Genomic DNA, 22,277 nt, shown 5'->3' on the forward strand with positions numbered 1-22,277 from the left:
CTACGTTTCACCACTGACACAGCCCACCGAGTTTTTCCCGGCCTCCTCCGTGTCCTCGCCCTGGTCCTCCGTGTCCTCGTCCCGGCCCCCCGCCTCCTCCGTGCCCGCGACGCCGTCTCCTTCCCCGCCGCCGGCCGCCGCCAGCACCCTCAGCAGCAGTACGGACCGCTCGGGCACCGTCATCCGCCCGCCGCCCCGGTGCACCACCCCGGGAGCCGCCGCCTGGTCGTCCAGGGAGGTGTCCACGACCACCTCGTACGCCTCGCCCCATGGCCGGCCCGGCAGCCGGAAGTCCAGTGGAGCGGCGCCCGCGTGCAGCACCACCAGGAAGCTGTCGTCGGCCACCTGCATGCCGCGGGCGTCACGGCCCGGGATGTCGCGGCCCGAGAGGTAGTACGCCACGGTCTGCGCCGGTGCGTACCAGTCCTGCTCCCTCATCTCGGTGCCGTCCGGAGTGAACCAGGCCAGGTCCCGCAGCCCGTCCGGGGTCTGCGGGCGGCCGGAGAAGAACGCCCTGCGGCGCAGCACCGGATGCGCGGCGCGCACTGCCAGCAGCCGGGCGGTCAGCGCCAGCAGCCCGGCCGGTCCCGGCTCCCCACGCAGTGACCAGTCGACCCAGCTGACCTCGTTGTCCTGGCAGTAGGCGTTGTTGTTGCCGCCCTGGGTGCGGCCCATCTCGTCGCCCGCGACCAGCATCGGCACACCCGTGGACAGCAGCAGGGTGCTGAGCAGCCCGCGCAATTGACGGCGCCGCAGGGCGTTGACCCCGGGATCGTCCGTCTCGCCCTCCGCCCCGCAGTTCCAGGAGCGGTTGTCATGGGTCCCGTCCCGGTTGCCCTCCCCGTTGGCCTCGTTGTGCTTGCGCTCGTAGCTGACCAGGTCCCGCAGGGTGAAACCGTCGTGGGCGGTCAGGAAGTTGACCGAGGCGTACGGGCGGCGCCCGCCCCAGGCGTACAGGTCGCTGGAGCCGGAGATCCGGTAGCCGAGGCCCCGCACATCCGGCAGCGCACCGCGCCAGAAGTCCCTTACCGCGTCACGGTAGTGGTCGTTCCACTCCGTCCACAGCGGTGGGAAGGCACCCACCTGGTAGCCGCCGCTGCCCACGTCCCACGGCTCGGCGATCAGCTTCACCCGGCGCAGCACCGGGTCCTGCGCGATCACGGCGAGGAACGGAGAGAGCATGTCGACGTCGTGCATCGACCGGGCGAGCGCCGCCGCGAGGTCGAAGCGGAAGCCGTCGACACCCATCTCGGTGACCCAGTAGCGCAGTGAGTCGGTGATCAGCCGCAGCACCTGGGGCTGAACCACATGCAGGGTGTTGCCGCAGCCGGTGTAGTCGGCGTAGCGGCGGGCGTCGGGCTGGAGGCGGTAGTAGCCGCGGTTGTCGATGCCCTTCAGACTGAGGGTCGGCCCCAGCTCGCCCGCCTCCGCCGTGTGGTTGTAGACCACGTCGAGGATGACCTCAATGCCCGCCGCGTGCAGCGCCCGTACCATCCGCTTGAACTCGCCGACCTGCTGCCCGGCGGTCCCCGACGCGCTGTAGGCGGCGTGCGGGGCGAAGTACCCGATCGAGTTGTAGCCCCAGTAGTTCCGCAGCCCCCGCCGCAGCAGATGGTCCTCGTGCGCGAACTGGTGCACCGGCAGCAGTTCCACCGCCGTCACCCCGAGCCGCACGAGGTGGTCGATCGCGGCGGGGTGCGCGAGGCCCGCATAGGTGCCGCGCAGCGGCTCCGGAATGTCCGGGTGCAGTCGGGTGAAGCCTCGGACGTGCAGTTCGTATATGACCGAGTCGGCCCACGGGGTCTTGGGGCGGCGGTCGTCGGCCCACTCGTCACCGGGCGCCTCGTCGTGGACCACGACGCCTTTGGGTACGTACGGGGCCGAATCGCGGTCGTCGCGCACGGTGTCGGCGACATGCTGCTCGGGCCAGTCCCGCACATGGCCGTAGAGCTGCGGAGCCCGCCCCGACGGTCCGAAGTCGCCGTCCACAGCACGTGCGTACGGGTCGAGCAGCAGCTTCGCCGGGTTCCACCGGGCGCCGGTCCACGGGTCCCAGTGGCCGTGCACCCGGAAGCCGTACCGGCGGCCTGGCCGCACCCCCGGCACGAAGCCGTGCCAGATCTGATGGGTCAGCTCGGTCAGCGGCAGCCGTGACTCGCCGCCCGCCTCGTCGAACAGGCACACCTCGACGGCCTCGGCACCACCCGCCCACAACGCGAAGTTGGTGCCCGCGACACCGTCGGGACCGATGCGGAACCGCGCGCCGAGCGGAGTCGGCGAGCCGGGCCAGACCGCGGCGACACCACCGAGGGCGTCCGATTCCCCCGCTTCCCCGGGCCGGTGGCGCCGCCCGTTCAGCGCCGGGCGACGCTGAACTTCAGGGGACGGCGCCCCTCCTTCCCGCACTGTCTCCTGCCCGGCTGCGCTCGACACCTGTCGGCCTCCCGCGGCTCAGCGGGCCCACACGCCGGGCCGGACCGGCCGGACAGGGCCCACGCGTGGTCCTCCCACCTGTTCTGCCCGCACGGACCTCGTCCCAACATGAGGGCGCTCACGTACCCACACGCGGGGGCCGGTCGTTGGGCGGGACGTGCTGTGTCTCTGCGACCCGACGAGGTGGACGACCAGGTGTATGAGCAGGTGAACGACCAGGTGAGCCCTGTGTGCGGCATGGCGAGGCGACGGACGAGGACCGTGCTGGCCGTCGTCCTTGTATGGACCGGACTGCTGGCCGCACCCATCGGCTGCACCCCGAGACCCCCGGCCGACGCCGGCGGCAAACCGCGCCCCCCGGCCGACACCATCAGGATCACCCCCGACGACGGCGCCAAGGACGTGGCGGCGGACAGCAAACTCGAAGTGAAGCTGTCCAGCGGACGGCTGGAGCGGGTCAAGGTGACCCGGACCGAGGACGCCCAGGCCATCGACGTGCCCGGCTCGATCTCCGAGGACGGGCTGCGCTGGCGGCCCCGTGCCGGCACCCGGCTCGCCCTCGCAGCCCAGTACCGGGTGGACGCCGTGGCGCTGGACGCCCACGGCCGCCGCGCCGCCCGCAACGCCACCTTCACCACCCTGGTGCCCGAACACCGCTTCATCGGCTACTTCAACCCCGAGAACCGTTCGACCGTGGGCACCGGAATGATCGTCTCGTTCGTCTTCAACCAGAAGATCAAGGAGCGCGCGGCGGTCCAACGTGCCATCCGGGTCTCGGCACATCCGCCGGTGGAGATCGTCGGCCGCTGGTTCGACTCGCAGCGCCTCGACTTCCGCCCCCGTGAGTACTGGCAGCCGGGCACGAAGGTGAGCATCGATCTGCGGCTCCGCGACGTCGAGGGTGCGCCGGACGTGTACGGCATCCAGCACAAGACCACCACCTTCACCGTGGGCCGTTCGCAGATCTCCACCGTCGACGTCCGCAACCACACGATGGAGGTACGCCGCGGGGAGCGGCTGCTGGCGACCCTGCCGGTGACGGCAGGGGCGCGGGACACCACGACGTACAACGGCAAGATGGTCGTCAGCGAGATGTTCGATGTCACCCGCATGGATGGTGCGACGGTCGGCTTCCGCAACGAGACCGGCAAGAGCGAATACGACATCAAGGACGTACCGCACGCGATGCGGCTCACCACATCGGGCACCTTCCTGCACGGGAACTACTGGGCCCATCCCTCGGTGTTCGGCTCGGCCAACACCAGCCACGGCTGTGTGGGGCTGCGGGACGAGAAGGGCGGCAGCCAGAGCAGCCCGGCGGGCTGGTTCTTCGACCGGACCCTCGTCGGGGACGTGATCGAGGTGGTCAACTCTCCCGACCGGCAGGTCGATCCCTGGAACGGGCTGAGCGGCTGGAACATGGACTGGGCGGACTGGAAGGCCGGTTCGGCACTCGGTTGATCGAGTCGGCCGCCGTCATGCCACGCCACTCCCGGCCGGCCCGGCGCCGTCATCGGCCCCCACCGACCGGCACCGGCCGCTTCCCGCGCCCCTGGCGAATCCTCGCCGTCTCGCATGACCCGCGCCGGTCCTGGACATCTTGGGACTGAACGGTGACATCCGTGGGGGAGTTCCCATGGCTCGCGGTGTGATTATCTATCGCCAGGTGCGCGCAGGCCGCGCGCGGGGGTAGCAGTCCGGCTGGGGCCGGACTCCACGGGCCGTGGCGGGGCCAGGCCGTGCGAGGGGAGAAGACCGATCGTGAACGGGCAGCCGATATCGGGGGCATCGGCCGTGGCATACGGCAGGGGCGGGCGCGCGGGCACGGGTGTGCTCGCCCTGCTGCTGGGCGCGTTGCTGCTGCTGGTGACGGCATGCGGAGGCGGGGGATCCGGCGGGAGCGGTGTCGACAAGGGCGGCGACAAGGACGGCGCCGGTAAGGCCGACACCGCCGCATCGCAGGCGGTGGTCACCATCGCGCCCAAGGACGGTGCCGACGACGTGGCCACCAGCGGGGCCCTGAAGGTGACCGCCGAGCAGGGCAAGCTGACCGCCGTCAGCGTCAAGGACGACAAGGGCAACGCGATCGAGGGCAAGCTCAGCGCGGACGGTGCCGCCTGGCAGCCGCTCGCCCACCTCGCCGCCGCCACCACGTACAAGGTGCACGCGGTCGCCAAGGACTCCGAGGGTCGCGAGTCGGCCAAGGACACCACCTTCACCACCCTGGTGCCCAAGAACACCTTCATCGGCCGGTACAGCCCCGAGGACGGTTCCACCGTCGGCGTCGGGATGCCTGTCCGGATCGACTTCAGCCGCGGTATCACCGATCCCGAGGCCGTCGAGAACGCCATCGAGGTGACCGCCGAGCCGTCGGTGCCGATCGAGGGCCACTGGTTCGGCAACGACCGGCTGGACTTCCGCCCCGAGAAGTACTGGACACCGGGCACCAAGGTGACGGTCAAGCTCAACCTGAACGGTGTCGAGGGCCGGCCCGGCGTGTACGGCAAGCAGTCGAAGACGGTGACCTTCACCATCGGCCGCAGCCAGATCTCCACCGTGGACGCGAGCGCGTACACCATGGAGGTCGTACGGGACGGCAAGCTCCTCAAGAACGTCCCGATCACCGCGGGCGCTCCGTCCACGACGACGTACAACGGGCAGATGGTCATCAGCGAGAAGTACAAGGTGACCCGGATGAACGGCGCCACCGTCGGCTTCGGCGGCGAGTACGACATCAAGGACGTGCCGCACGCGATGCGCCTGTCGGACTCGGGCACTTTCATGCACGGCAACTACTGGGCCTCTCCCGGCACATTCGGCTCGGCCAACGTCAGTCACGGCTGCGTCGGACTGCGCGATGTGCGGGGCGGCTGGGACGAGAAGGCGCCCGCGGCCTGGATGTACGAGAACTCGATCATCGGCGACGTGGTCATCGTGAAGAACTCCAAGGACAAGCAGATAGCCCCGAGCAACGGGCTCAACGGCTGGAACATGCCCTGGGACGAGTGGGTCGAGTAGTCCCACGGCAACTGCGCTGACGCGGACCCGGTGCTGTGACGGACGGCACCGGGTCGGTCCGCGTTAACGGGGGCTAACCTCCCCGTATGACAGTCAATCTCGAAGTCTCCGAAGGCGTCGGCACCATCCGCCTCGAGCGTCCCCCGATGAACGCCCTGGACGTCGCCACCCAGGACCGGCTGCGCGAACTCGCCGCAGAGGCGACGGAACGCGACGACGTCCGGACCGTGATCCTCTACGGCGGCGAGAAGGTGTTCGCGGCGGGCGCGGACATCAAGGAGATGCAGCTGATGGACCACGCGGCGATGGTGAAGCGGTCCAAGGGCCTCCAGGACGCGTTCACCGCCGTCGCCCGTATCCCCAAGCCCGTGGTCGCGGCGGTCACCGGCTACGCCCTGGGCGGTGGCTGCGAGTTGGCGCTGTGTGCGGACTACCGGATCGCCGCCGACAACGCGAAGCTGGGTCAGCCGGAGATCCTGCTCGGGCTGATCCCGGGCGCCGGCGGCACCCAGCGGCTTGCCCGGCTGGTCGGGCCCTCCAAGGCCAAGGACCTCATCTTCACCGGCCGCCATGTGAAGGCCGACGAGGCGCTGGCCATCGGCCTGGTGGACCGTGTCGTACCGGCCGCCGAGGTCTACGAGCAGGCACACGCCTGGGCGGTCAAGCTGGCCCAGGGTCCGGCTCTGGCGCTCCGCGCGGCCAAGGAGTCCGTGGACGCGGGCCTGGAGACGGACATCGACACGGGTCTCGCGATCGAGCGGAACTGGTTCGCCGGGCTGTTTGCGACCGAGGACCGCGAACGCGGGATGCGCAGCTTCGTCGAGGAGGGTCCGGGCAAGGCCAAGTTCCTCTGACCACGGCCGATTACCCGCGAGTACGCACGAGGGTGCCGGGGTTGCGGCAGGTTGCAGTCGGGATTTCCGGCTTAAGGGAACCTTAAGGGAGTTCCGGAGTGCCGACCCCCGAAGCGCCTCGCGATCATTCGTGTGTGGCGCGTCAGGGCTGGTCAGGGGGTCATGGCAGGTATCTCTGCCCCTGGCATATGCGGTATCCACCCCCCGGGGCCCCGGCCCCCCGGGGGGTGGATTCCACGGGAACGGCCCCGGGTCGACTGTCGAGCGGCCATCATGGGGGCCATGGCGGGGCTGGATGGTGTGGAGCAACCACGGCAGCGCGGCGGTGCGACCGCCGAGCGATGGAGGCCGTTGGCCGACGATACGCGGGTCGTCAGGGCCCTGGAGTCGTTCGGCAACCCGGCCGACGGCGAGGTGGAGTTGCCGTCCCTCCCGGAATCGGCCGCGATCGCCCGCCGGTTGACCCAGCACGTGCTGCTGCGCCAGTGGGCGTTGTCCCCTGGAATCGCCGAGGACGTGATCCTGCTCGTCTCCGAACTCGTCGGCAACGCGGTCCAGCACACCGGAGCCCGGGCCTTCGGGCTGCGCCTGCTGCGTCGGCCCGGCAGGATCAGGGTGGAGGTGCGGGATCCCTCGCGGGGTCTGCCGTGTCTGCTGCCGGTGCGTGATCTGGACACCAGTGGCCGCGGTCTGACCCTCGTGGACAAGCTGTCCACCCGCTGGGGGGTCGATCTGCTGCCGCGCGGCAAGACGACCTGGTTCGAGATGCGGGTGTCCGACCGCTGATACCGTGCGCCTGGGGGCGTCTGATGACGCGCGAAAGCCCCCTGTCGCCGTGGTGCGGCGCTTCGGGGGCTTCACGCGTGCGGTCGCGGACAGGAGGGGTGTGGTCCACGACCGCTGGAGGCGACCCGGCCCGGGTCAATGGGAGGTCGTGCCACCGACTATGGCAGACGTCTGCCGCACCACCAAACACCTCTAGCTATTCACATTGGGCATTTACGGACAATTGTTAAATGAATCCATGGTGAAATCGGCCACCTTCCTTGCAAACAATGAACAAATGCAGGACTTCCTGAGTGATTCATTGATTCGATGGTCGGTGTGGATGAATCCTCATCCGCTCGGAAGGAGCAGTGCCTCCGAGCCGACCGGCCGGAACCCCGCGAGCTGGAAGGTCCGCACACTGCGCGCGTTCCCGGGGGACTGCTGGGCCCAGACGTGCTCGCCGTCCGGGATCAGATGCCTGGCCGCGTCCGCGAGTCGTGCCCCGAGCCCGGCCCCGCGGGCCTCCAGATCCACCTCGATCGCCGCCTCCCAGCGCCCGGCCACCCCGCGGCCGATGACCAGCACGCCTCCGTCGGCGGCCCACACCCGCACGTCGTCCCGGTGCTGGAGCGCCCCGGCCACCCGGGTGTGGTCCGGGTCCTCGATCTCGCGGAGCGGGAGCTCGGGCGGCCCCGGACGTGACGGGGCGACCGTGAGGAGGTCGATGGTGTTCATCGACCGGTTCGTCCGTGCCATCAGGGAGCCCAGGAAGCCGGGGTTCATGCTCGCCGCGAGCGGATCGCCGGAGACCGCCGCGAGGGTGGCCCGTACCCACTCCGGATCCTCGTCGGTGAACACGACCGAGTGCGCGGTGAACGCCAGCACACCCGCGTCCCGCCGGTTGGGTTGCGGCACCACCGTGGTCGTCCCGTCCGGCGGTGGGAACTCACCGTTCTCGGCCGCCGCCAGGATCCTCGCCAGCGCATCGCTCATACCCTCATGATCCCCCCACCGGGGCGGGTGGTCCCAGCCGCCCCCCGGAGACGGTCCGCGGCCACGCGGATACCCTGCATCCATCAGTAAGGCACCAAGAAGGGGTGGACCAGTGGCGGACATCGAGTCGGCGCGCAAGGCCTTCGACCGTTACGACATCAATGGCGACGGGCTGATCTCGGCCGCCGAGTACAAGAGCGTGATGGCTCAGCTGGGCGACTTCCACGTCACGGAGACCGTCGCCGAGGCCGTCATCAATTCGAAGGACGGCGACGGCGACGGCCTGCTGACCTTCGACGAGTTCTGGGCCTCGCTCGACAAGAACTGACGCGCCCCGGCGGCACGGTGACCATGGTGCGGCCCCCGGTGCCTGCCGGGGGTCGCGATGCTCGCGGTCGGCCGGTTCAGCGCCGCCCGCCGAACTCCCAGTCGTGGACCTCTGTGTCCGCGTACCGGTCCGGCATCAGGACGGCACGTGCCCGGTCCGGGTCCGGACCAGAGCCGTGGTGCCCAGCCAGACGGTGCCGTCGTCGGACAGCAGCGGGCCGAACGCGATCAGCTCCTCCTCGCTGCCGCGCGGTACGGCGAGGTCGGCGGCCCGCCCCGCGACGCCGAGGCCGAGCACCGGATACCGGTTGCCACCGGTCCGGCCGCCAGGGAACTCCCACATGGTGCGGCCCAGCAGATTGCGCTCCCTCGGCCGCGCCCCGGAGCTTGGCGGCTTCGGTGGGAACAAACTTCACGGTCGACACCAGCGCGCACAGTGGCTACCGGGACGACGGCGGCGAATCGCCGCACGCGGAGATCTGACGGACGGACGAAGAGTGTGCCCCGGGCCGGTCGACCCGGTGCACAGGCACGTGTTTTCCGCCAGTACCCCGAAAAGGTGTTGCCGTGTGTGAGGGTAGTTCCCTACCGTCGTCCACATGGGAACTCTGTGAAATCCCCCCGCCCGACCGCGTAGAGCTCGACTCCGCCGTCGTGGCGTTCCGTGCACCCGATTCCGTCAATCGGCACGGCCGAGAACAGGGTTTCGCATGACTGCGCCCATTTGCTCTCCCACTCCTTCCTCCTTCTCCGTCTCCCAGCTCTCGCTGCACGGTGTCACCAAGCGCTACGACGAGCGCACCGTGCTCGACCAGGTCTCCTTCTCCCTCGCTCCCGGTGAGAAGGCCGGTGTCGTCGGCGACAACGGAGCAGGAAAGTCGACCCTGCTGCGGCTCCTCACCGGTGAGGAGCAGCCCGACACCGGTGAGGTGACCGTGGTCGCGCCCGGCGGCGTCGGCCATCTGGCGCAGACCCTGGCTCTGCCGCCCGAGGCCACCGTCCAGGACGCCGTCGACCTGGCGCTCGCCGAACTGCGCTCGCTTGAGACCGCCATGCGCCGGGCCGAAGCCGGGCTCGCCGACATCACCTCCGACACCGCCCTCGGAGAAGCCCTCGCCGAGTACGCGCGGCTGACCGAGCAGTACGAGGCGCGCGACGGTTACGGCGCCGACGTCCGCGTCGAGGCAGCCCTGTACGGACTGGGTCTGCCCTCGCTCCGTCGTGAGCGGAGGCTCGGGACCCTCTCCGGCGGAGAACGCTCCCGTCTCGCGCTCGCGGCCACCCTTGCTTCCCAGCCCGAACTCCTCCTGCTCGACGAACCCACCAACGACCTCGACGATCAGGCCGTCGGCTGGCTCGAAGAGCACCTGCGGGGCCACCGCGGCACCGTCGTCGCGGTCACCCACGACCGCGTCTTCCTCGAACGGCTCACCACCACCGTCCTGGAGATCGACCAGGGGAAGGTCTCCCGGCACGGCGACGGCTACGCGGGCTACCTGGCCGCCAAGGCCGCCGATCGCCGCCGCCGCCAGATCCAATACGACGAATGGCGTGAGGAGTTGGAGCGCAACCGCAAGCTCGCCCAGAACCACGCCGCTCAACTCGGCACCATTCCGCGGAAGATGGAGAAGGCCATCTTCGGTGCCTCCGCCTTCCGGGCACGCGGGCGCGCACACGGCGCCATGAGCCGCATTCGCAACGCCAAGGAACGTGTGGAGCGCCTCACCGCCGACCCGGTGGCGCCCCCGCCGACCCCGCTGGCCTTCACCCCGCGCCTCACCACGGCGGACAGCGGCCAGGGCGCCGAACCGGCAGTGTCGCTGGAGGGTCTCGTGGTCCACGGACGCCTCAGCATGCCCGAACTGAGCGTCCGGTCCGCCGAACGGCTTCTCGTCACCGGCCCGAACGGCGCGGGGAAGAGCACCCTGCTGCGGGTGCTCGCCGGTGAGCTTCAGCCCGACGCGGGCACTGTCGCCGTCCCCGGACGGGTCGGACACCTGCGCCAGGAGGAAACCCCATGGGCGCCTGGCGTGACCGTGCTCGGTGCGTTCGCCCAGGGGCGCCCAGGAGACCGCGACGAACACGCCGACCGGCTGCTGTCACTCGGCTTGTTCGAGCCGGACGCCCTGCGGCTGAGGGTCGGGGAGCTGTCGTACGGGCAGCGGCGGCGCATCGAGCTCGCCCGGCTGGTGACCGAACCGGTCGATCTGCTCCTGCTGGACGAGCCCACCAACCACCTGTCGCCCGCGCTGGTGGAGGAACTGGAAGAGGCCCTGGCCTGTTACCAGGGCGCCCTGGTCATGGTGACCCATGACCGCCGGATGCGCTCCCGGTTCTCCGGAACGCGTCTGGCCCTGTGCGCGGGGGCCGTCGCCGTCCCTCCCTCGCGCCCGACCGGTGGCGGGTGAACGAGGGTGGCCTGGTATGCGCCCCCTGCCCCGGCCGGGCACGCGTACCAGGCCGACGGTCATGAGGCGCTCGGCTGGCAGGCCGCCGGTGTGACTGACGCGGTGCGGGACGGGAGCCTGAAGGCAGGGACCCGGAGCCCTCAGCACTCGATGATGTTCACCGCGAGCCCGCCCCGGGCCGTCTCCTTGTACTTCACGGACATGTCAGCGCCGGTGTCCTTCATGGTCTTGATGACCTTGTCCAGCGAGACCTTGTGGCTGCCGTCGCCGCGCATCGCCATCCGAGCCGCCGTGACGGCCTTCACCGCGGCCATGCCGTTGCGCTCGATGCACGGGATCTGGACCAGACCGCCCACCGGGTCGCAGGTCAGGCCCAAGTTGTGCTCCATGCCGATCTCCGCGGCGTTCTCCACCTGCTCGGGGGAACCGCCCAGGACCTCGGCGAGCGCTCCGGCGGCCATGGAGCAGGCGGAGCCGACCTCGCCTTGGCAGCCGACCTCGGCACCGGAGATGGAGGCGTTCTCCTTGAAGAGCATGCCGATGGCGCCCGCCGCGAGCAGGAAGCGGACCACGCCCTCCTCGTCCGCGCCGGGGATGAAGTTCATGTAGTAGTGCAGGACTGCCGGGATGATGCCGGCGGCGCCGTTGGTCGGGGCGGTCACGACCCGGCCGCCGGCCGCGTTCTCCTCGTTCACGGCCATCGCGTAGAGCGTGATCCACTCCATGGACAAGGCCTGCGGGTCGCCCTCCGAGCGCAGCTTGCGGGCGGTGGTGGCGGCGCGGCGGCGGACCTTGAGGCCGCCGGGCAGGATGCCCTCGCGGGACATTCCGCGCGAGACGCAGGCCTGCATGACCCGCCAGATGTCCAGCAGGCCCTCGCGGATCTCGTCCTCGCTGCGCCATGCCTTCTCGTTCTCCAGCATCAGCGAGGAGATCGACAGACCCGTTTCACGGGACAGCCGCAGCAGCTCGTCACCGGTGCGGAAGGGGAACTTCAGCACGGTGTCGTCCAGCTTGATCCGGTCCTCGCCGACCGCGTCCTCGTCCACGACGAAGCCGCCGCCGACCGAGTAGTAGGTCTTCTCCAGCAGCGTGGCGCCCTCGGTGTCGTAAGCCCACAGGGTCATACCGTTCGCGTGGTACGGGAGGGCCTTGCGGCGGTGCAGGACCAGGTCCTCGTCGAAATCGAAGTCGATCACGTGTGCGGCGAGCAGGTTGAGCCGCTTGGCGCTCTTGATCTGCTCCACCCGCTCGTCGGCCGTTTCCACGTCGACGCTGCGGGGCGACTCGCCCTCCAGTCCGAGCAGGACGGCCTTCGGGGTGCCGTGGCCGTGGCCGGTCGCGCCGAGCGAGCCGTACAGCTCGCCGCGGACCCGGGTGGTGTGGGCCAGCAGGCCCTCGTTCTTCAGCCGGCGGGCGAACAGGGACGCCGCCCGCATCGGGCCGACCGTATGGGAGCTGGACGGGCCTATGCCGATCGAGAACAGGTCGAAGACCGAGATGGCCACGGGGTACTCCTTGCGGGGGTGGTAGACGCCGTTGTCTGCCAGGGTCGTGCAGAAAGACAAACGTGGGGTGCGTGGTACGGGGCATCGCATTCACCGAAAGTGCGTGCGATGCCCCGTTCAGTTGTTCGTTCCCGGCTGCTACAGCCCAGGGTAAAGCGGGTGCTTCTCGGCGAGTGCCGTCACTCGTGCGCCCAGCGACTTCGCGTCGTAGCTCGGCTTCAGCGTCTCCGCGATGATGTCAGCCACCTCGCGGAAGTCCTCGGCCTGGAAGCCGCGGGTCGCGAGGGCCGGGGTGCCGATCCGCAGACCCGAGGTGACCATCGGCGGGCGGGGGTCGTTCGGGATTGCGTTCCGGTTGACCGTGATGCCGACCTCGTGGAGGCGGTCCTCGGCCTGCTGGCCGTCGAGCTCGGAGTTCCGCAGGTCGACCAGGACCAGGTGCACGTCCGTGCCGCCGGACAGGACGGAGACGCCGACCTCTGTCACATCGGCCTGCACCAGGCGCTCGGCGAGGATCCGCGCGCCATCCAGCGTGCGCTGCTGGCGCTCCTTGAAGTCCTCGGAGGCCGCGACCTTGAAGGAGACCGCCTTGGCCGCGATGACATGTTCCAGCGGACCGCCCTGCTGACCCGGGAAGACCGCGGAGTTGATCTTCTTGGCCAGCTCGGAGGTGCACAGGATCACACCGCCGCGCGGACCGCCCAGCGTCTTGTGCGTGGTCGTGGTCACGACATGCGCGTGCGGCACCGGGTTGGGGTGCAGGCCCGCGGCGACCAGGCCCGCGAAGTGGGCCATGTCGACCATCAGGTACGCGCCGACCTCGTCCGCGATCCGGCGGAAGGCGGCGAAGTCCAGCCGGCGGGGGTACGCCGACCAGCCGGCCACGATCAACTTGGGCTTGGACTCCTTGGCGAGCCGCTCGACCTCGGCCATGTCGACCTGGCCGGTGGCGTCGTCCACATGGTAGGCGACCACGTTGTAGAGCTTGCCGGAGAAGTTGATCTTCATGCCATGGGTCAGGTGCCCGCCGTGCGCGAGGTTCAGGCCCATGATCGTGTCGCCCGGCTTGAGCAGCGCGAACATCGCCGCCGCGTTGGCCTGGGCACCCGAGTGCGGCTGCACGTTGGCGTGCTCGGCGCCGAACAGCGCCTTGATGCGGTCGATGGCGATCTGCTCGACCACGTCGACGTGCTCGCAGCCGCCGTAGTAGCGGCGGCCCGGGTAGCCCTCGGCGTACTTGTTGGTCAGGACGGAGCCCTGGGCCTCCATGACCGCGACCGGAGCGAAGTTCTCCGAGGCGATCATCTCCAGGGTGGACTGCTGGCGGTGGAGCTCGGCGTCGACGGCGGCGGCGACGTCCGGGTCGAGCTCGTGCAGGGGGGTGTTCAGAAGCGACATCACGCGATCCCTTGTGGCTGGGGCTGTGGCCGGTGGCCGTGGGTCAGCTGGCGAACTCGGTGTACTCGTCGGCGGAGAGCAGGTCGGCCGGCTCGTCCGCGACGCGCACCTTGAACAGCCAGCCGCCCTCGAACGGAGCGGTGTTGACGAGAGACGGGTCGCTCACGACGTCGTCGTTGACCTCGGTGACCTCACCGGACACCGGGGAGTACAGGTCGCTGACCGACTTGGTCGACTCCAGCTCGCCGCAGGTCTCGCCCGCGGTCACCGTGTCACCGACCTCGGGGAGCTGCACATAGACGACGTCGCCCAGGGCGTTCGCCGCGTGCTCCGTGATGCCGACCGTCGACACGCCGTCCTCGGCGGCCGACAGCCACTCGTGCTCCTTGCTGTAGCGCAGCTGCTGGGGGTTGCTCATGGCCTGAATTCTCCTGTACGCGGGGAAGTGCTGCTGACGGGGGCTGCTGACAGGCTGCCGGAGAGGCAGCAAGGGGCTACTTCTGGCGCTTGTAGAAGGGGAGCGCGACGACCTCGTACGGCTCATGGGTACCGCGGATGTCGACGCCCACACCCGTGCTGCCCGGCGCGGCGTGCGCGGCGTCCACGTAGGCCATGGCGATCGGCTTGCCCAGGGTGGGGGAGGGGGCGCCGGAGGTGACCTCGCCCACGACCCCGCCGTCCACGACCACCGGCATTCCGGCGCGCGGCACCCGGCGGCCGTCGGCGACCAGGCCGACCAGCTTGCGCGGCGGGTTGGCGGCGGCGCGCTCTGCGGCGGCCTCCAGCGCGGTCCGGCCTACGAAGTCGCCCTCCTTCTCGAACTTCACGACCCGGCCGAGACCCGCGTCGAACGGGGTGAGCGAGGTGGTCAGCTCATGTCCGTACAGCGGCATGCCGGCCTCCAGGCGCAGCGTGTCGCGACAGGACAGGCCGCAGGGCACGAGACCGGCGGGCGCGCCCGCCTCGGTCAGCGCCTGCCACAGCTTCTCGGCGTGCTGCGGCTCCACGAAGAGCTCGAAGCCGTCCTCGCCGGTGTAGCCGGTACGGGCGATCAGCGCGGGGATCCCGGCGACGGTGCCGGGCAGGCCCGCGTAGTACTTGAGACCGTCGAGGTCCGCGTCCGTGAGCGACTTCAGGATGCCGGGGGACTCCGGGCCCTGCACCGCGATCAGCGCGTAGGCCTCGCGGTCGTCCCGCACGGCCGCGTCGAAGCCGTCGGCGCGCGCGGTCAGGGCGTCCAGCACGATCTGCGCGTTGGAGGCGTTGGCGACGACCATGTACTCCTGGTCGCCCAGCCGGTAGACGATCAGGTCGTCGAGGATCCCGCCGTCCTCCTGGCAGATCATCGTGTACCGCGCCCGGCCGACCCCGACCCCACCGATGTTGCCGACCAGCGCGTAGTCCAGAAGGGCGGCGGCCTGCGGTCCGGTCACCGTGATCTCGCCCATGTGGGAAAGGTCGAAGAGACCGGCCTTGGTACGTACGGCGTTGTGTTCGTCGCGCTCACTGCCGTACCGCAGGGGCATGTCCCAGCCCGCGAAGTCGGTCATGGTCGCGCCCAGCGAGCGGTGCAGCGCGTCGAGGGCGGTGAGACGGGGGGTGGTGCTCATTGGATAGGACTCCCAGGGCATGACTGGCGAGGACGATCCTCCCCATCTGTCATGAAACCTGAGAGGTTCGTCATGGCCCGGTGTACACGGCGTACAGGCGGGGCAAGACTTGCACCTTGGGTGGAGCCGCAGATGCCTGCGGCCCGCTTTTCAGATCTGCCTCATCCACGCGGTACGGGGCCTGAGAGATTCAAGGGAGGGACTTGCTCCTTCGGCGCCCGGTGCTCGTACACATGGTGACCACAGGTACACACATGACGATGACCGGGACTCTCCCGCGCGGATTCAAGCGGCCGGTATGCAGTTGGCGGCCTCATCATCGCACGGGTGTCACGATCGGCAAATCACTTGATGGTCATTACCTTTTCTTTAGGCTTCTTGGGCAGGGTCTCTGCGACCCGACAAGGGGGAGTGCGATGACGTTGGAGCGGTCAGGTGCCTCGATGACGACAACACCCGGCGTTTCCGAAGTACCCGACGGAGCTCGGCTGCCCGTGCGGGTGCGCGGGCTCCTGGGCACGGGCGGCGTGGGTGTGCGTGCGACGGCGAACAGGCGGCCCGTGGTGCGCGACCTGCGGGAGCGCGCCGGGCGGAGCCCGCGAGGACTGGAGTTCGCCGCCGGGGACGTGGTGGTGATCTCCGGTCTGCCCGGAAGCGGCAAGTCCACCCTGATCCGTCGGGCGGCGGACGGCCGCGGGATCGACTCCCAGGACACCCGCGACCGCTGGGACACCCGGATGCCGCGGCTGCTGCCCTACGCGGTGTACCGCCCGCTGGTCCGTGTCGCCCACTACGCGGGTCTGTGGCGTGTGCTGCGCTCCGGTTCCGGGGTGGTCGTGCACGACTGCGGCACCCAGTCCTGGGTCCGCCGCTGGCTGGCCCGCGAGGCCCGGCGCCGCGGCAGCTCCCTCCACCTCCTCCTGCTGGACGTCACCCCGGCTGTCGCCCGTGCGGGGCAGCACGAACGGGGCCGCGGCGTCTCCCCGTACGCCTTCGGCCGCCACCGGCGCGCGGTCTCCCGGCTCGTGCGGGACGCCGAGCGCGGGCGTCTTCCGGCGGGGTGTGCCTCGGCGACTCTGCTGGACCGGGACGCGGCGACCGTGCTGAAGCGGATCGGCTTCGGCAGACCGGGGTGAGGCCCGGAGCCGTCCGCTCTGTGACTTCCGGTCCCACTCCCATACCCGTTCGAGCGAGTACCCGTTCGTGAGCCGCCGTGCCCCGGTCGCCTTACGCCATTACGGTTACTCTGCTGGCGCGGGGAAGTCGCGAGGCAGAGCACACCCGGACCGGCCGGGCGGACGGGGAAGCAGGGACGAAGTGGACACGACATGGCCCTCCAATGAGCTGGAGGAGGTGCTGGCCGCATCCGTAGGGACGCCGGGCGCGGGCGGCCGGCTCGTCGAGGTGCTCGGCCGCAGCCACGTCTGGGTGCCCCTGCCCAACGGAGGCGGACCGGACAGCCCGAGTCTCGACCTCCCGACGCTGGAGATCGACGGGGCTCCCTATGTGCCCGTGTACAGCTCGCACCAGCAGTTCGTGCGATGCCTGGGCGAACACATGTCCGGCACCGTGGCCCCGGCGGTCGAGTTCGCCCGTGGTCTGCCGCCCCGGCTGGGCATCGCAGTGAACCCCGGCGGCGCCGTCGGCGTACCCCTGCCACCGCCGGCCGTCGCCGAACTGTGCCGGGCCGGCCGCACCCCGCTGGACGGGCCCGCGAGCGGAGCCCGGGTGCGGCTGTTCGAGCCGGACTGGCAGGAGGAGCCCATCGACTTCCTCGCCGCCGCGGCCGGAGAGTTCGAGGAGACCGGCGTCGTGCAGACCGCCCGCCGGGTCCTCGCGAGCATCGAGGGCGACGCTCCGACCCTGTTCGTCGGTGTCCAGATGTCCGCCTGGGAGGGGCACCACCGCACCGCCCCGATGGACGCACTCGGCCGGGCGCTGGGCCGGGCCCCCGTGAAATGGCCGGTCAACCTGGTCCTGCTGGACGTCGCCCAGGACCCGGTGGGCGACTGGATGCTGAACCGGGTGCGGCCCTTCTACACCCGGCAGTACCCCCCGCCGCACGCATAGGCGTGTCCGGACGCGCACGAGAGCGGCACGGCACGCGTCCGGTCGGTGTCGGTACGGCCGCATAAGCTGGTTTCCCAAAACGGATCGAAGAGGGGCGGGGTCCAAGTGAGCGCGTCGGGCACTGCGGCGGCCGGGCAGGTCGAGCACATGCTGCGCCAGGTGACGCCCGGGCGGTACGACGCCTACGAGGCGCTGCTGCACGCACTCGCCGACCCCGCGGCCGGCCGGCTGTGGATGCTGCTGTGGCACGGCGGACCCGGCTCCGCCGACGCCCAGTACGGAAACATGGAGGTCGACGGCCAGCTCTACGCCCCGTGCGTCACCTCCCCCCAGGAGCTCACCGCCTCCGGCTGGGACCGGGCACACGAGGTCACCGGCGCCCTGGACGTCGCCCGCGCTCTCTTCCCCGACCGCTATGGCGTCTGGCTGAACCCGCATGCCCCGGGCGGTGGCGTCGGCATCCCCTGGCCGGATCTGCGCCGTATCGCCACGGGCCTCGACCGTATGCCCGCGGGACCGCTGCGGTTGACCGACCCCGCCATCGAACTCCCGCAGTTCTACGCGCTGCTCACGCAGAACGCGCACCGCACTCCCGCCATCCGCTCGCTGCGCCGCGTCTGGGTGCAGCCCGCGCTCGGTGCCCCGTATCTCGCCATCGGCCTCGATCTCTACGACACGGGGCAGCAGTCCGTCGAGAGCGTGCGGGCGATGATGCAGCAGTCGATCGCCGCGGTGCCGGACGGGCTGCCCGTCTCCACCGTCGCCATGTCCGACGAGTACGACCCGGTGGCGATGTGGCTGCGGGCCAACGCCCGCCCGTTCTACGACCGCGAGGCGCACGGAGCACCGGGCCAGTCCCCGCAGCCCGGTTACGGCTACCCGCCCTCCGCCCAGTACCGCTGAGCTGCGCATCGCCGATCGGACGCTCTGTCGTGCGGCGACCCGCCCCGCCTCCGGTCATCGCAGCCTGCTTCCCCAACATCCGTTTGTGTCCGGGAAGTTAAACGAAGCGCTGTGATGTCCCGCATGCGCCCGATTTGTCAAGTGTCCGGGTCTCAGCTCGGTATCACCGCTATACGGACTGTTCTCTGTCCTGACATGCGTGAGTAGTGTTCGGCCGGTCAAGACCCACACATGGCGACCCAGGGGTGGACCCATGCGAATATTCAAGTCCCGAGCCGTTCGGGCGATGACGGCGGTCCTTGCGGTCGGCCTCATTGCCACCGGCTGCTCCAGTGAGCGCGGCGACGACGGCGGCAAGGGCGCAGGGGACACCTTTGTCTTCGGTGCGCCGGGTGACCCGGGCGCCCTCGACCCGGCTCTCGCGTCCGACGGTGAGACCTTCCGGGTCACCCGCCAGGCGTTCGAGGCGCTGCTGGAGCACGAGTCCGGCGGCAGCGAGCTCGTCGGCGGTCTCGCCGAGAAGTGGTCCAGCGACCCGGCCGGCAAGGTCTGGACCTTCAACCTGCGCAAGGGTGTCAAGTTCCACGACGGCGAGGCGCTCAACGCCGCCGCGGTCTGCGCCAACTACGACCACTGGTTCAACTGGAAGGGCACCTACCAGTCCAGCGCGGTCTCCTACTACTGGCAGACCATCATGGGCGGGTTCAAGGTCAACGAGGACAAGGAAGCGCCGAAGGCGAACTACAAGTCCTGCACCGCCAAGGACGAGAACACCGCGGTCATCGAGGTCAACGAGCCCTCGGCCAACCTGCCCGGTGGCTTCTCGCTCCAGGCTCTCGCCATCCACTCGCCGAAGGCGATCAAGGAGTACGAGAAGCAGGACGCCAGCGCCAAGGGCGACGCCATCACATACCCCAAGTACAGCCAGGAGGCCGGCACGGTCGCCGGTACCGGCCCGTACAAGATCACGAAGTGGAACAAGGCGAACAAGGAAGTCAGCCTTGAGCGCTTCGACGACTACTGGGGCGAGAAGGCGAAGGTGAAGAACCTCGTCTTCCGCACCATCGACACCGAGGACGGCCGCCGCCAGGCCCTCCAGGCCGGTGACATCGACGGCTACGACCTGGTCGCGCCCGCCGACATCAAGACGCTGGAGGGCGCCGGCTTCGAGGTGCCGACCCGCGACGTCTTCAACCTCTTCTACCTCGGTATGTCCCAGGAGAAGAACCCGGCGCTGAAGAAGCCCGAGGTCCGCCAGGCCATCGCGCACGCCATCGACCGCGAGAACCTGGTCAAGACCCAGCTGCCCGAGGGCGGCAAGGTCGCGACCCAGTTCATGCCCGACACGGTCGCCGGCTTCTCCGAGAACGTGAAGAAGTACGAGTTCGACACCGGCAAGGCCAAGTCGCTGCTGGCGTCCGCGAAGTCGAGCGGTCTCTCCGTCGAGTTCTGCTACCCGACCGAGGTCACCCGGCCGTACATGCCCGCTCCCCAGGACATCTTCGAGCTGATCAAGGCCGACCTGGAGAAGGCCGGTATCAAGGTCACCCCGAAGCCGATGAAGTGGGCCCCGGACTACCTGGACGCCACCGAGGCCGGTTCCTGCGACCTGCACATGCTGGGCTGGACCGGTGACTTCAACGACGGCTACAACTTCATCGGCACCTGGTTCGCCGGGTACGACAAGCAGTGGGGCTTCAAGGACGACAAGGTCTTCCAGGCGGTGAAGGCCGGCTCCGTCGAGGCCGACCCGACCAAGCGCGTGGACCTCTACAAGAAGGCCAACGAGGCCATCATGGAGTACCTGCCGGGTGTCCCGCTGTCCTCGTCGCCGCCCGCCATCGCGTTCGGCAAGAACGTCAACCCGCCGAAGGTCTCCCCGCTGACGCAGGAGAACTTCGCCGAGGTCTCCTTCAAGTAGCACACCGCATGGGGGTCCGCCCGGCCGATGCACGCTGTCGGCCGGGCGGACCCGCGTCCCGTTTCCGTACCTCTCGTACAACACAAGCAAGAAAGGGGCATGCGGGGTGTTGCGACTCGTCGTACGACGACTCCTACAGCTGATACCCACCCTGCTCGGCCTGTCGGTTCTGCTCTTCATCTGGTTGAACCGACTGCCCGGCGGACCCGCCTCGGCGATCCTGGGCGAGCGGGCGACCGAAGCCGAAGTGGCACGTATCAACCGGGCGCTCGGGCTCGATCAGCCGCTCTACGTCCAGTACGGGCGCTTCCTGAAGCGCATCGTCGAACTGGACCTCGGTACCTCCACCCAGACCGGGCAGCCGGTGTGGGATGAATTCGTCCGTCATTTCCCCGCCACGGTGGAACTCAGCGTCGCCGCGATGCTGATCGCCACCGCGGTCGGGATTCCGCTCGGCTACCTGGCGGCGCGCAAGCGCGGCGGCTGGCTGGACGTCGCCTCGGTCTCCGGGTCGCTCGTCGGAATCTGCATCCCGGTCTTCTTCCTCGCGCAGTTGCTCAAGGGAGCCTTCGGTGAGACCTTCGGCACCTTCGGCCGTCTGACCAGCGGGATCGACGCCACCACTGTCACCGGTTTCGCCGTACTCGACGGCATCCTCACCGGGGAGTTCGACGCTTCCTGGGACGCCCTCATGCATCTGGTGCTGCCCGGAGTCACCCTGGCCACCATCCCTCTGGCGGTCATCGTGCGGATGACACGCGCCAGCGTGCTTGAGGTGCTCGGCGAGGACTACGTCCGCACCGCCGAGTCCAAGGGGCTCGAACGCAAGGTGGTCCGGGGCCGGCACATCCTGCGCAACGCGCTGCTGCCGGTCATCACCGCGATCGGCCTGCTGACGGGCAGCCTGCTGTCCGGCGCCGTGCTCACCGAGTCGGTGTTCTCCTTCGGCGGTCTCGGCTCCTTCATCCGTACCGCCATCGACGCCCGTGACTATCCGGTGCTGGTGGGCTTCATCATGTTCATCGCGATGATGTATGTGCTGATCAACCTGCTGGTCGACCTCGCGTACAGCATCATCGATCCGAGGGTGCGGGTGCACTGATGAGTCTGGCAACCACCAAGTCCTCGAAGATCGACAGGCTTGCGGAGCTCACCGCGAAGACCGAGGCGGCCAGCGGTGCCAGCCTCTGGCGCGAGGCGCTGCGGCGGCTGCGCTCCAGCAAGATGGCGATCATCGGTGCGGCGATCATCGCCGCGTTCGTCGTGCTGGCGATCATCGGTCCGTGGATCGCCCCGCACACGCCCACCGACCAGGCCTGGCGCGGCGAGGTATTCCCCAACCAGGGCAAGTTCATCGGAGCACGCGGCGAGAACTGGTTCGGTCTGGACCACCTCGGCCGCGACCTGTTCTCCCGGATGCTGGTCGGCGCACGGCAGACCCTGCTGGTCGGTGTGGTCTCGATGCTGATCGGCCTGGTCGCCGGAGCACTGATCGGCGCCGTCTCGGGAGCGGCGGCCACCTTGGGTGGACGTGCGGGACAGCGCCTCGACGACGCCGTCATGCGGGTCACCGACATCATGCTGGCGCTGCCCTCGCTGCTGCTGGCCGTGTCCATCGCCGCGGTGATGGGCCAGTCGCTGACCACCGTGATGATCGCCGTCGGTGTGGTGCAGGTGCCGATCTTCGCCCGGTTGCTGCGTGGTTCGATGCTCGCGCAGGGCGGCAGCGACTATGTGCTGGCGGCCCGCGCGCTCGGCATCCGCAAGCACCGGATCGTGCTCACCCAGATCATGCCCAACTCCCTGAGCCCGGTGATCGTCCAGGCGACACTCAGCCTGGCCACCGCCATCATCGAGGCGGCCGCGCTGTCCTACCTCGGCCTGGGCAACCCCGACCCGGCCGTGCCGGAGTGGGGCGTGATGCTCTCCCAGGCCCAGCGGTTCTTCGACAACGAGCCGATGATGTCGATGTATCCGGCCGTCGGCATCATCATCACGGCCCTCGGCTTCACCCTGCTCGGCGAGGCCATGCGCGAAGCGCTCGACCCGAAGCTGCGAGGTTGATG

General features: G+C 69.6%; 18 protein-coding genes, 1 pseudogene and 1 riboswitch. Of the genes and pseudogenes, 12 read left to right on the forward strand and 7 right to left on the reverse strand.

Features of this window, described 5'->3' with window-relative positions; genetic code table 11:
* A complete protein-coding gene (gene glgX / locus V1460_RS08320; RefSeq protein WP_338673060.1) occupies window positions 1–2,433 on the reverse strand; it encodes a glycogen debranching protein GlgX in 2,433 nt (810 codons plus the stop codon).
* 237 nt (window positions 2,434–2,670) lie between these two features.
* Between glgX and V1460_RS08325 the strand changes: the two genes are divergently transcribed.
* The 4 genes from V1460_RS08325 to V1460_RS08340 all read left to right on the forward strand — a co-directional run bounded on the left by V1460_RS08325 (window position 2,671) and on the right by V1460_RS08340 (window position 7,091).
* Complete coding sequence (locus tag V1460_RS08325) at window positions 2,671–3,894, forward strand: Ig-like domain-containing protein (protein WP_338677973.1); 1,224 nt, start codon at window positions 2,671–2,673, stop codon at window positions 3,892–3,894.
* Between the two features lie 300 nt (window positions 3,895–4,194).
* Window positions 4,195–5,451, forward strand: a complete 1,257-nt coding sequence (locus tag V1460_RS08330; protein ID WP_338673061.1) for an Ig-like domain-containing protein — start codon at window positions 4,195–4,197, stop codon at window positions 5,449–5,451.
* Between the two features lie 86 nt (window positions 5,452–5,537).
* Complete coding sequence (locus V1460_RS08335; RefSeq protein ID WP_338673062.1) at window positions 5,538–6,305, forward strand: enoyl-CoA hydratase-related protein; 768 nt, start codon at window positions 5,538–5,540, stop codon at window positions 6,303–6,305.
* 282 nt (window positions 6,306–6,587) lie between these two features.
* Window positions 6,588–7,091: an ATP-binding protein gene (locus V1460_RS08340; RefSeq protein WP_338673063.1), complete on the forward strand. Its 504-nt coding sequence runs from the start codon at window positions 6,588–6,590 to the stop codon at window positions 7,089–7,091.
* A 330-nt stretch (window positions 7,092–7,421) separates the two neighbouring features.
* Here the strand turns inward: V1460_RS08340 and V1460_RS08345 are convergent, their stop codons facing one another.
* The gene (locus V1460_RS08345; protein ID WP_338673064.1) at window positions 7,422–8,066 is read right to left on the reverse strand and encodes a GNAT family N-acetyltransferase; all 645 of its coding nucleotides are present in this window, start codon (window positions 8,064–8,066) and stop codon (window positions 7,422–7,424) included.
* 112 nt (window positions 8,067–8,178) lie between these two features.
* Between V1460_RS08345 and V1460_RS08350 the strand changes: the two genes are divergently transcribed.
* The gene (locus tag V1460_RS08350; RefSeq protein ID WP_338673065.1) at window positions 8,179–8,394 is read left to right on the forward strand and encodes an EF-hand domain-containing protein; all 216 of its coding nucleotides are present in this window, start codon (window positions 8,179–8,181) and stop codon (window positions 8,392–8,394) included.
* Between the two features lie 76 nt (window positions 8,395–8,470).
* Here V1460_RS08350 and V1460_RS08355 read toward each other — a convergent pair.
* Window positions 8,471–8,763, reverse strand: a pseudogene (locus V1460_RS08355) (hypothetical protein); the annotation flags it as partial.
* 340 nt (window positions 8,764–9,103) lie between these two features.
* On the opposite strand from V1460_RS08355, the gene V1460_RS08360 reads away from it, so the two are divergent.
* Window positions 9,104–10,801, forward strand: a complete 1,698-nt coding sequence (locus V1460_RS08360; protein WP_338673066.1) for a TlrC/CarA/OleB/SrmB family ABC-F type ribosomal protection protein — start codon at window positions 9,104–9,106, stop codon at window positions 10,799–10,801.
* A gap of 140 nt (window positions 10,802–10,941) precedes the next feature.
* On the opposite strand, the gene V1460_RS08365 is transcribed toward V1460_RS08360, so the two are convergent.
* The 4 genes from V1460_RS08365 to gcvT all read right to left on the reverse strand — a co-directional run bounded on the left by V1460_RS08365 (window position 10,942) and on the right by gcvT (window position 15,317).
* Complete coding sequence (locus V1460_RS08365) at window positions 10,942–12,309, reverse strand: L-serine ammonia-lyase (RefSeq protein WP_338673067.1); 1,368 nt, start codon at window positions 12,307–12,309, stop codon at window positions 10,942–10,944.
* A 138-nt stretch (window positions 12,310–12,447) separates the two neighbouring features.
* Entirely contained in the window at window positions 12,448–13,707 is a 1,260-nt protein-coding gene (gene glyA, locus V1460_RS08370; protein ID WP_338673069.1) for a serine hydroxymethyltransferase, read from the reverse strand.
* 43 nt (window positions 13,708–13,750) lie between these two features.
* Window positions 13,751–14,125, reverse strand: coding sequence for a glycine cleavage system protein GcvH (gene gcvH, locus V1460_RS08375; protein ID WP_338673071.1), 375 nt, complete (start codon window positions 14,123–14,125; stop codon window positions 13,751–13,753).
* Between the two features lie 76 nt (window positions 14,126–14,201).
* Complete coding sequence (gcvT, locus tag V1460_RS08380) at window positions 14,202–15,317, reverse strand: glycine cleavage system aminomethyltransferase GcvT (RefSeq protein ID WP_338673072.1); 1,116 nt, start codon at window positions 15,315–15,317, stop codon at window positions 14,202–14,204.
* A 160-nt stretch (window positions 15,318–15,477) separates the two neighbouring features.
* Window positions 15,478–15,605: riboswitch (glycine riboswitch) on the reverse strand.
* A 128-nt stretch (window positions 15,606–15,733) separates the two neighbouring features.
* Here gcvT and V1460_RS08385 point away from each other — a divergent pair.
* From V1460_RS08385 to V1460_RS08410, 6 genes are all read left to right on the forward strand, one after another.
* Window positions 15,734–16,453, forward strand: a complete 720-nt coding sequence (locus tag V1460_RS08385; protein WP_407077424.1) for an AAA family ATPase — start codon at window positions 15,734–15,736, stop codon at window positions 16,451–16,453.
* A 181-nt stretch (window positions 16,454–16,634) separates the two neighbouring features.
* Complete coding sequence (locus tag V1460_RS08390) at window positions 16,635–17,387, forward strand: enhanced serine sensitivity protein SseB (RefSeq protein WP_338673074.1); 753 nt, start codon at window positions 16,635–16,637, stop codon at window positions 17,385–17,387.
* A gap of 105 nt (window positions 17,388–17,492) precedes the next feature.
* Complete coding sequence (locus V1460_RS08395) at window positions 17,493–18,290, forward strand: enhanced serine sensitivity protein SseB C-terminal domain-containing protein (protein ID WP_338673076.1); 798 nt, start codon at window positions 17,493–17,495, stop codon at window positions 18,288–18,290.
* A 253-nt stretch (window positions 18,291–18,543) separates the two neighbouring features.
* Entirely contained in the window at window positions 18,544–20,211 is a 1,668-nt protein-coding gene (locus V1460_RS08400) for an ABC transporter substrate-binding protein (RefSeq protein ID WP_338673077.1), read from the forward strand.
* Between the two features lie 106 nt (window positions 20,212–20,317).
* Window positions 20,318–21,313 (forward strand): ABC transporter permease, encoded by a 996-nt coding sequence (locus V1460_RS08405; protein ID WP_338673078.1) that lies wholly within the window; start codon window positions 20,318–20,320, stop codon window positions 21,311–21,313.
* Window positions 21,313–22,275: an ABC transporter permease gene (locus V1460_RS08410; RefSeq protein ID WP_338673079.1), complete on the forward strand. Its 963-nt coding sequence runs from the start codon at window positions 21,313–21,315 to the stop codon at window positions 22,273–22,275. Before V1460_RS08405 ends, V1460_RS08410 begins: the two co-directional genes overlap by 1 nt.
* Window positions 22,276–22,277: the final 2 nt, after the last annotated feature.

It is taken from the genome of Streptomyces sp. SCSIO 30461 (genome assembly GCF_037023745.1).
GTDB lineage: Bacteria > Actinomycetota > Actinomycetes > Streptomycetales > Streptomycetaceae > Streptomyces.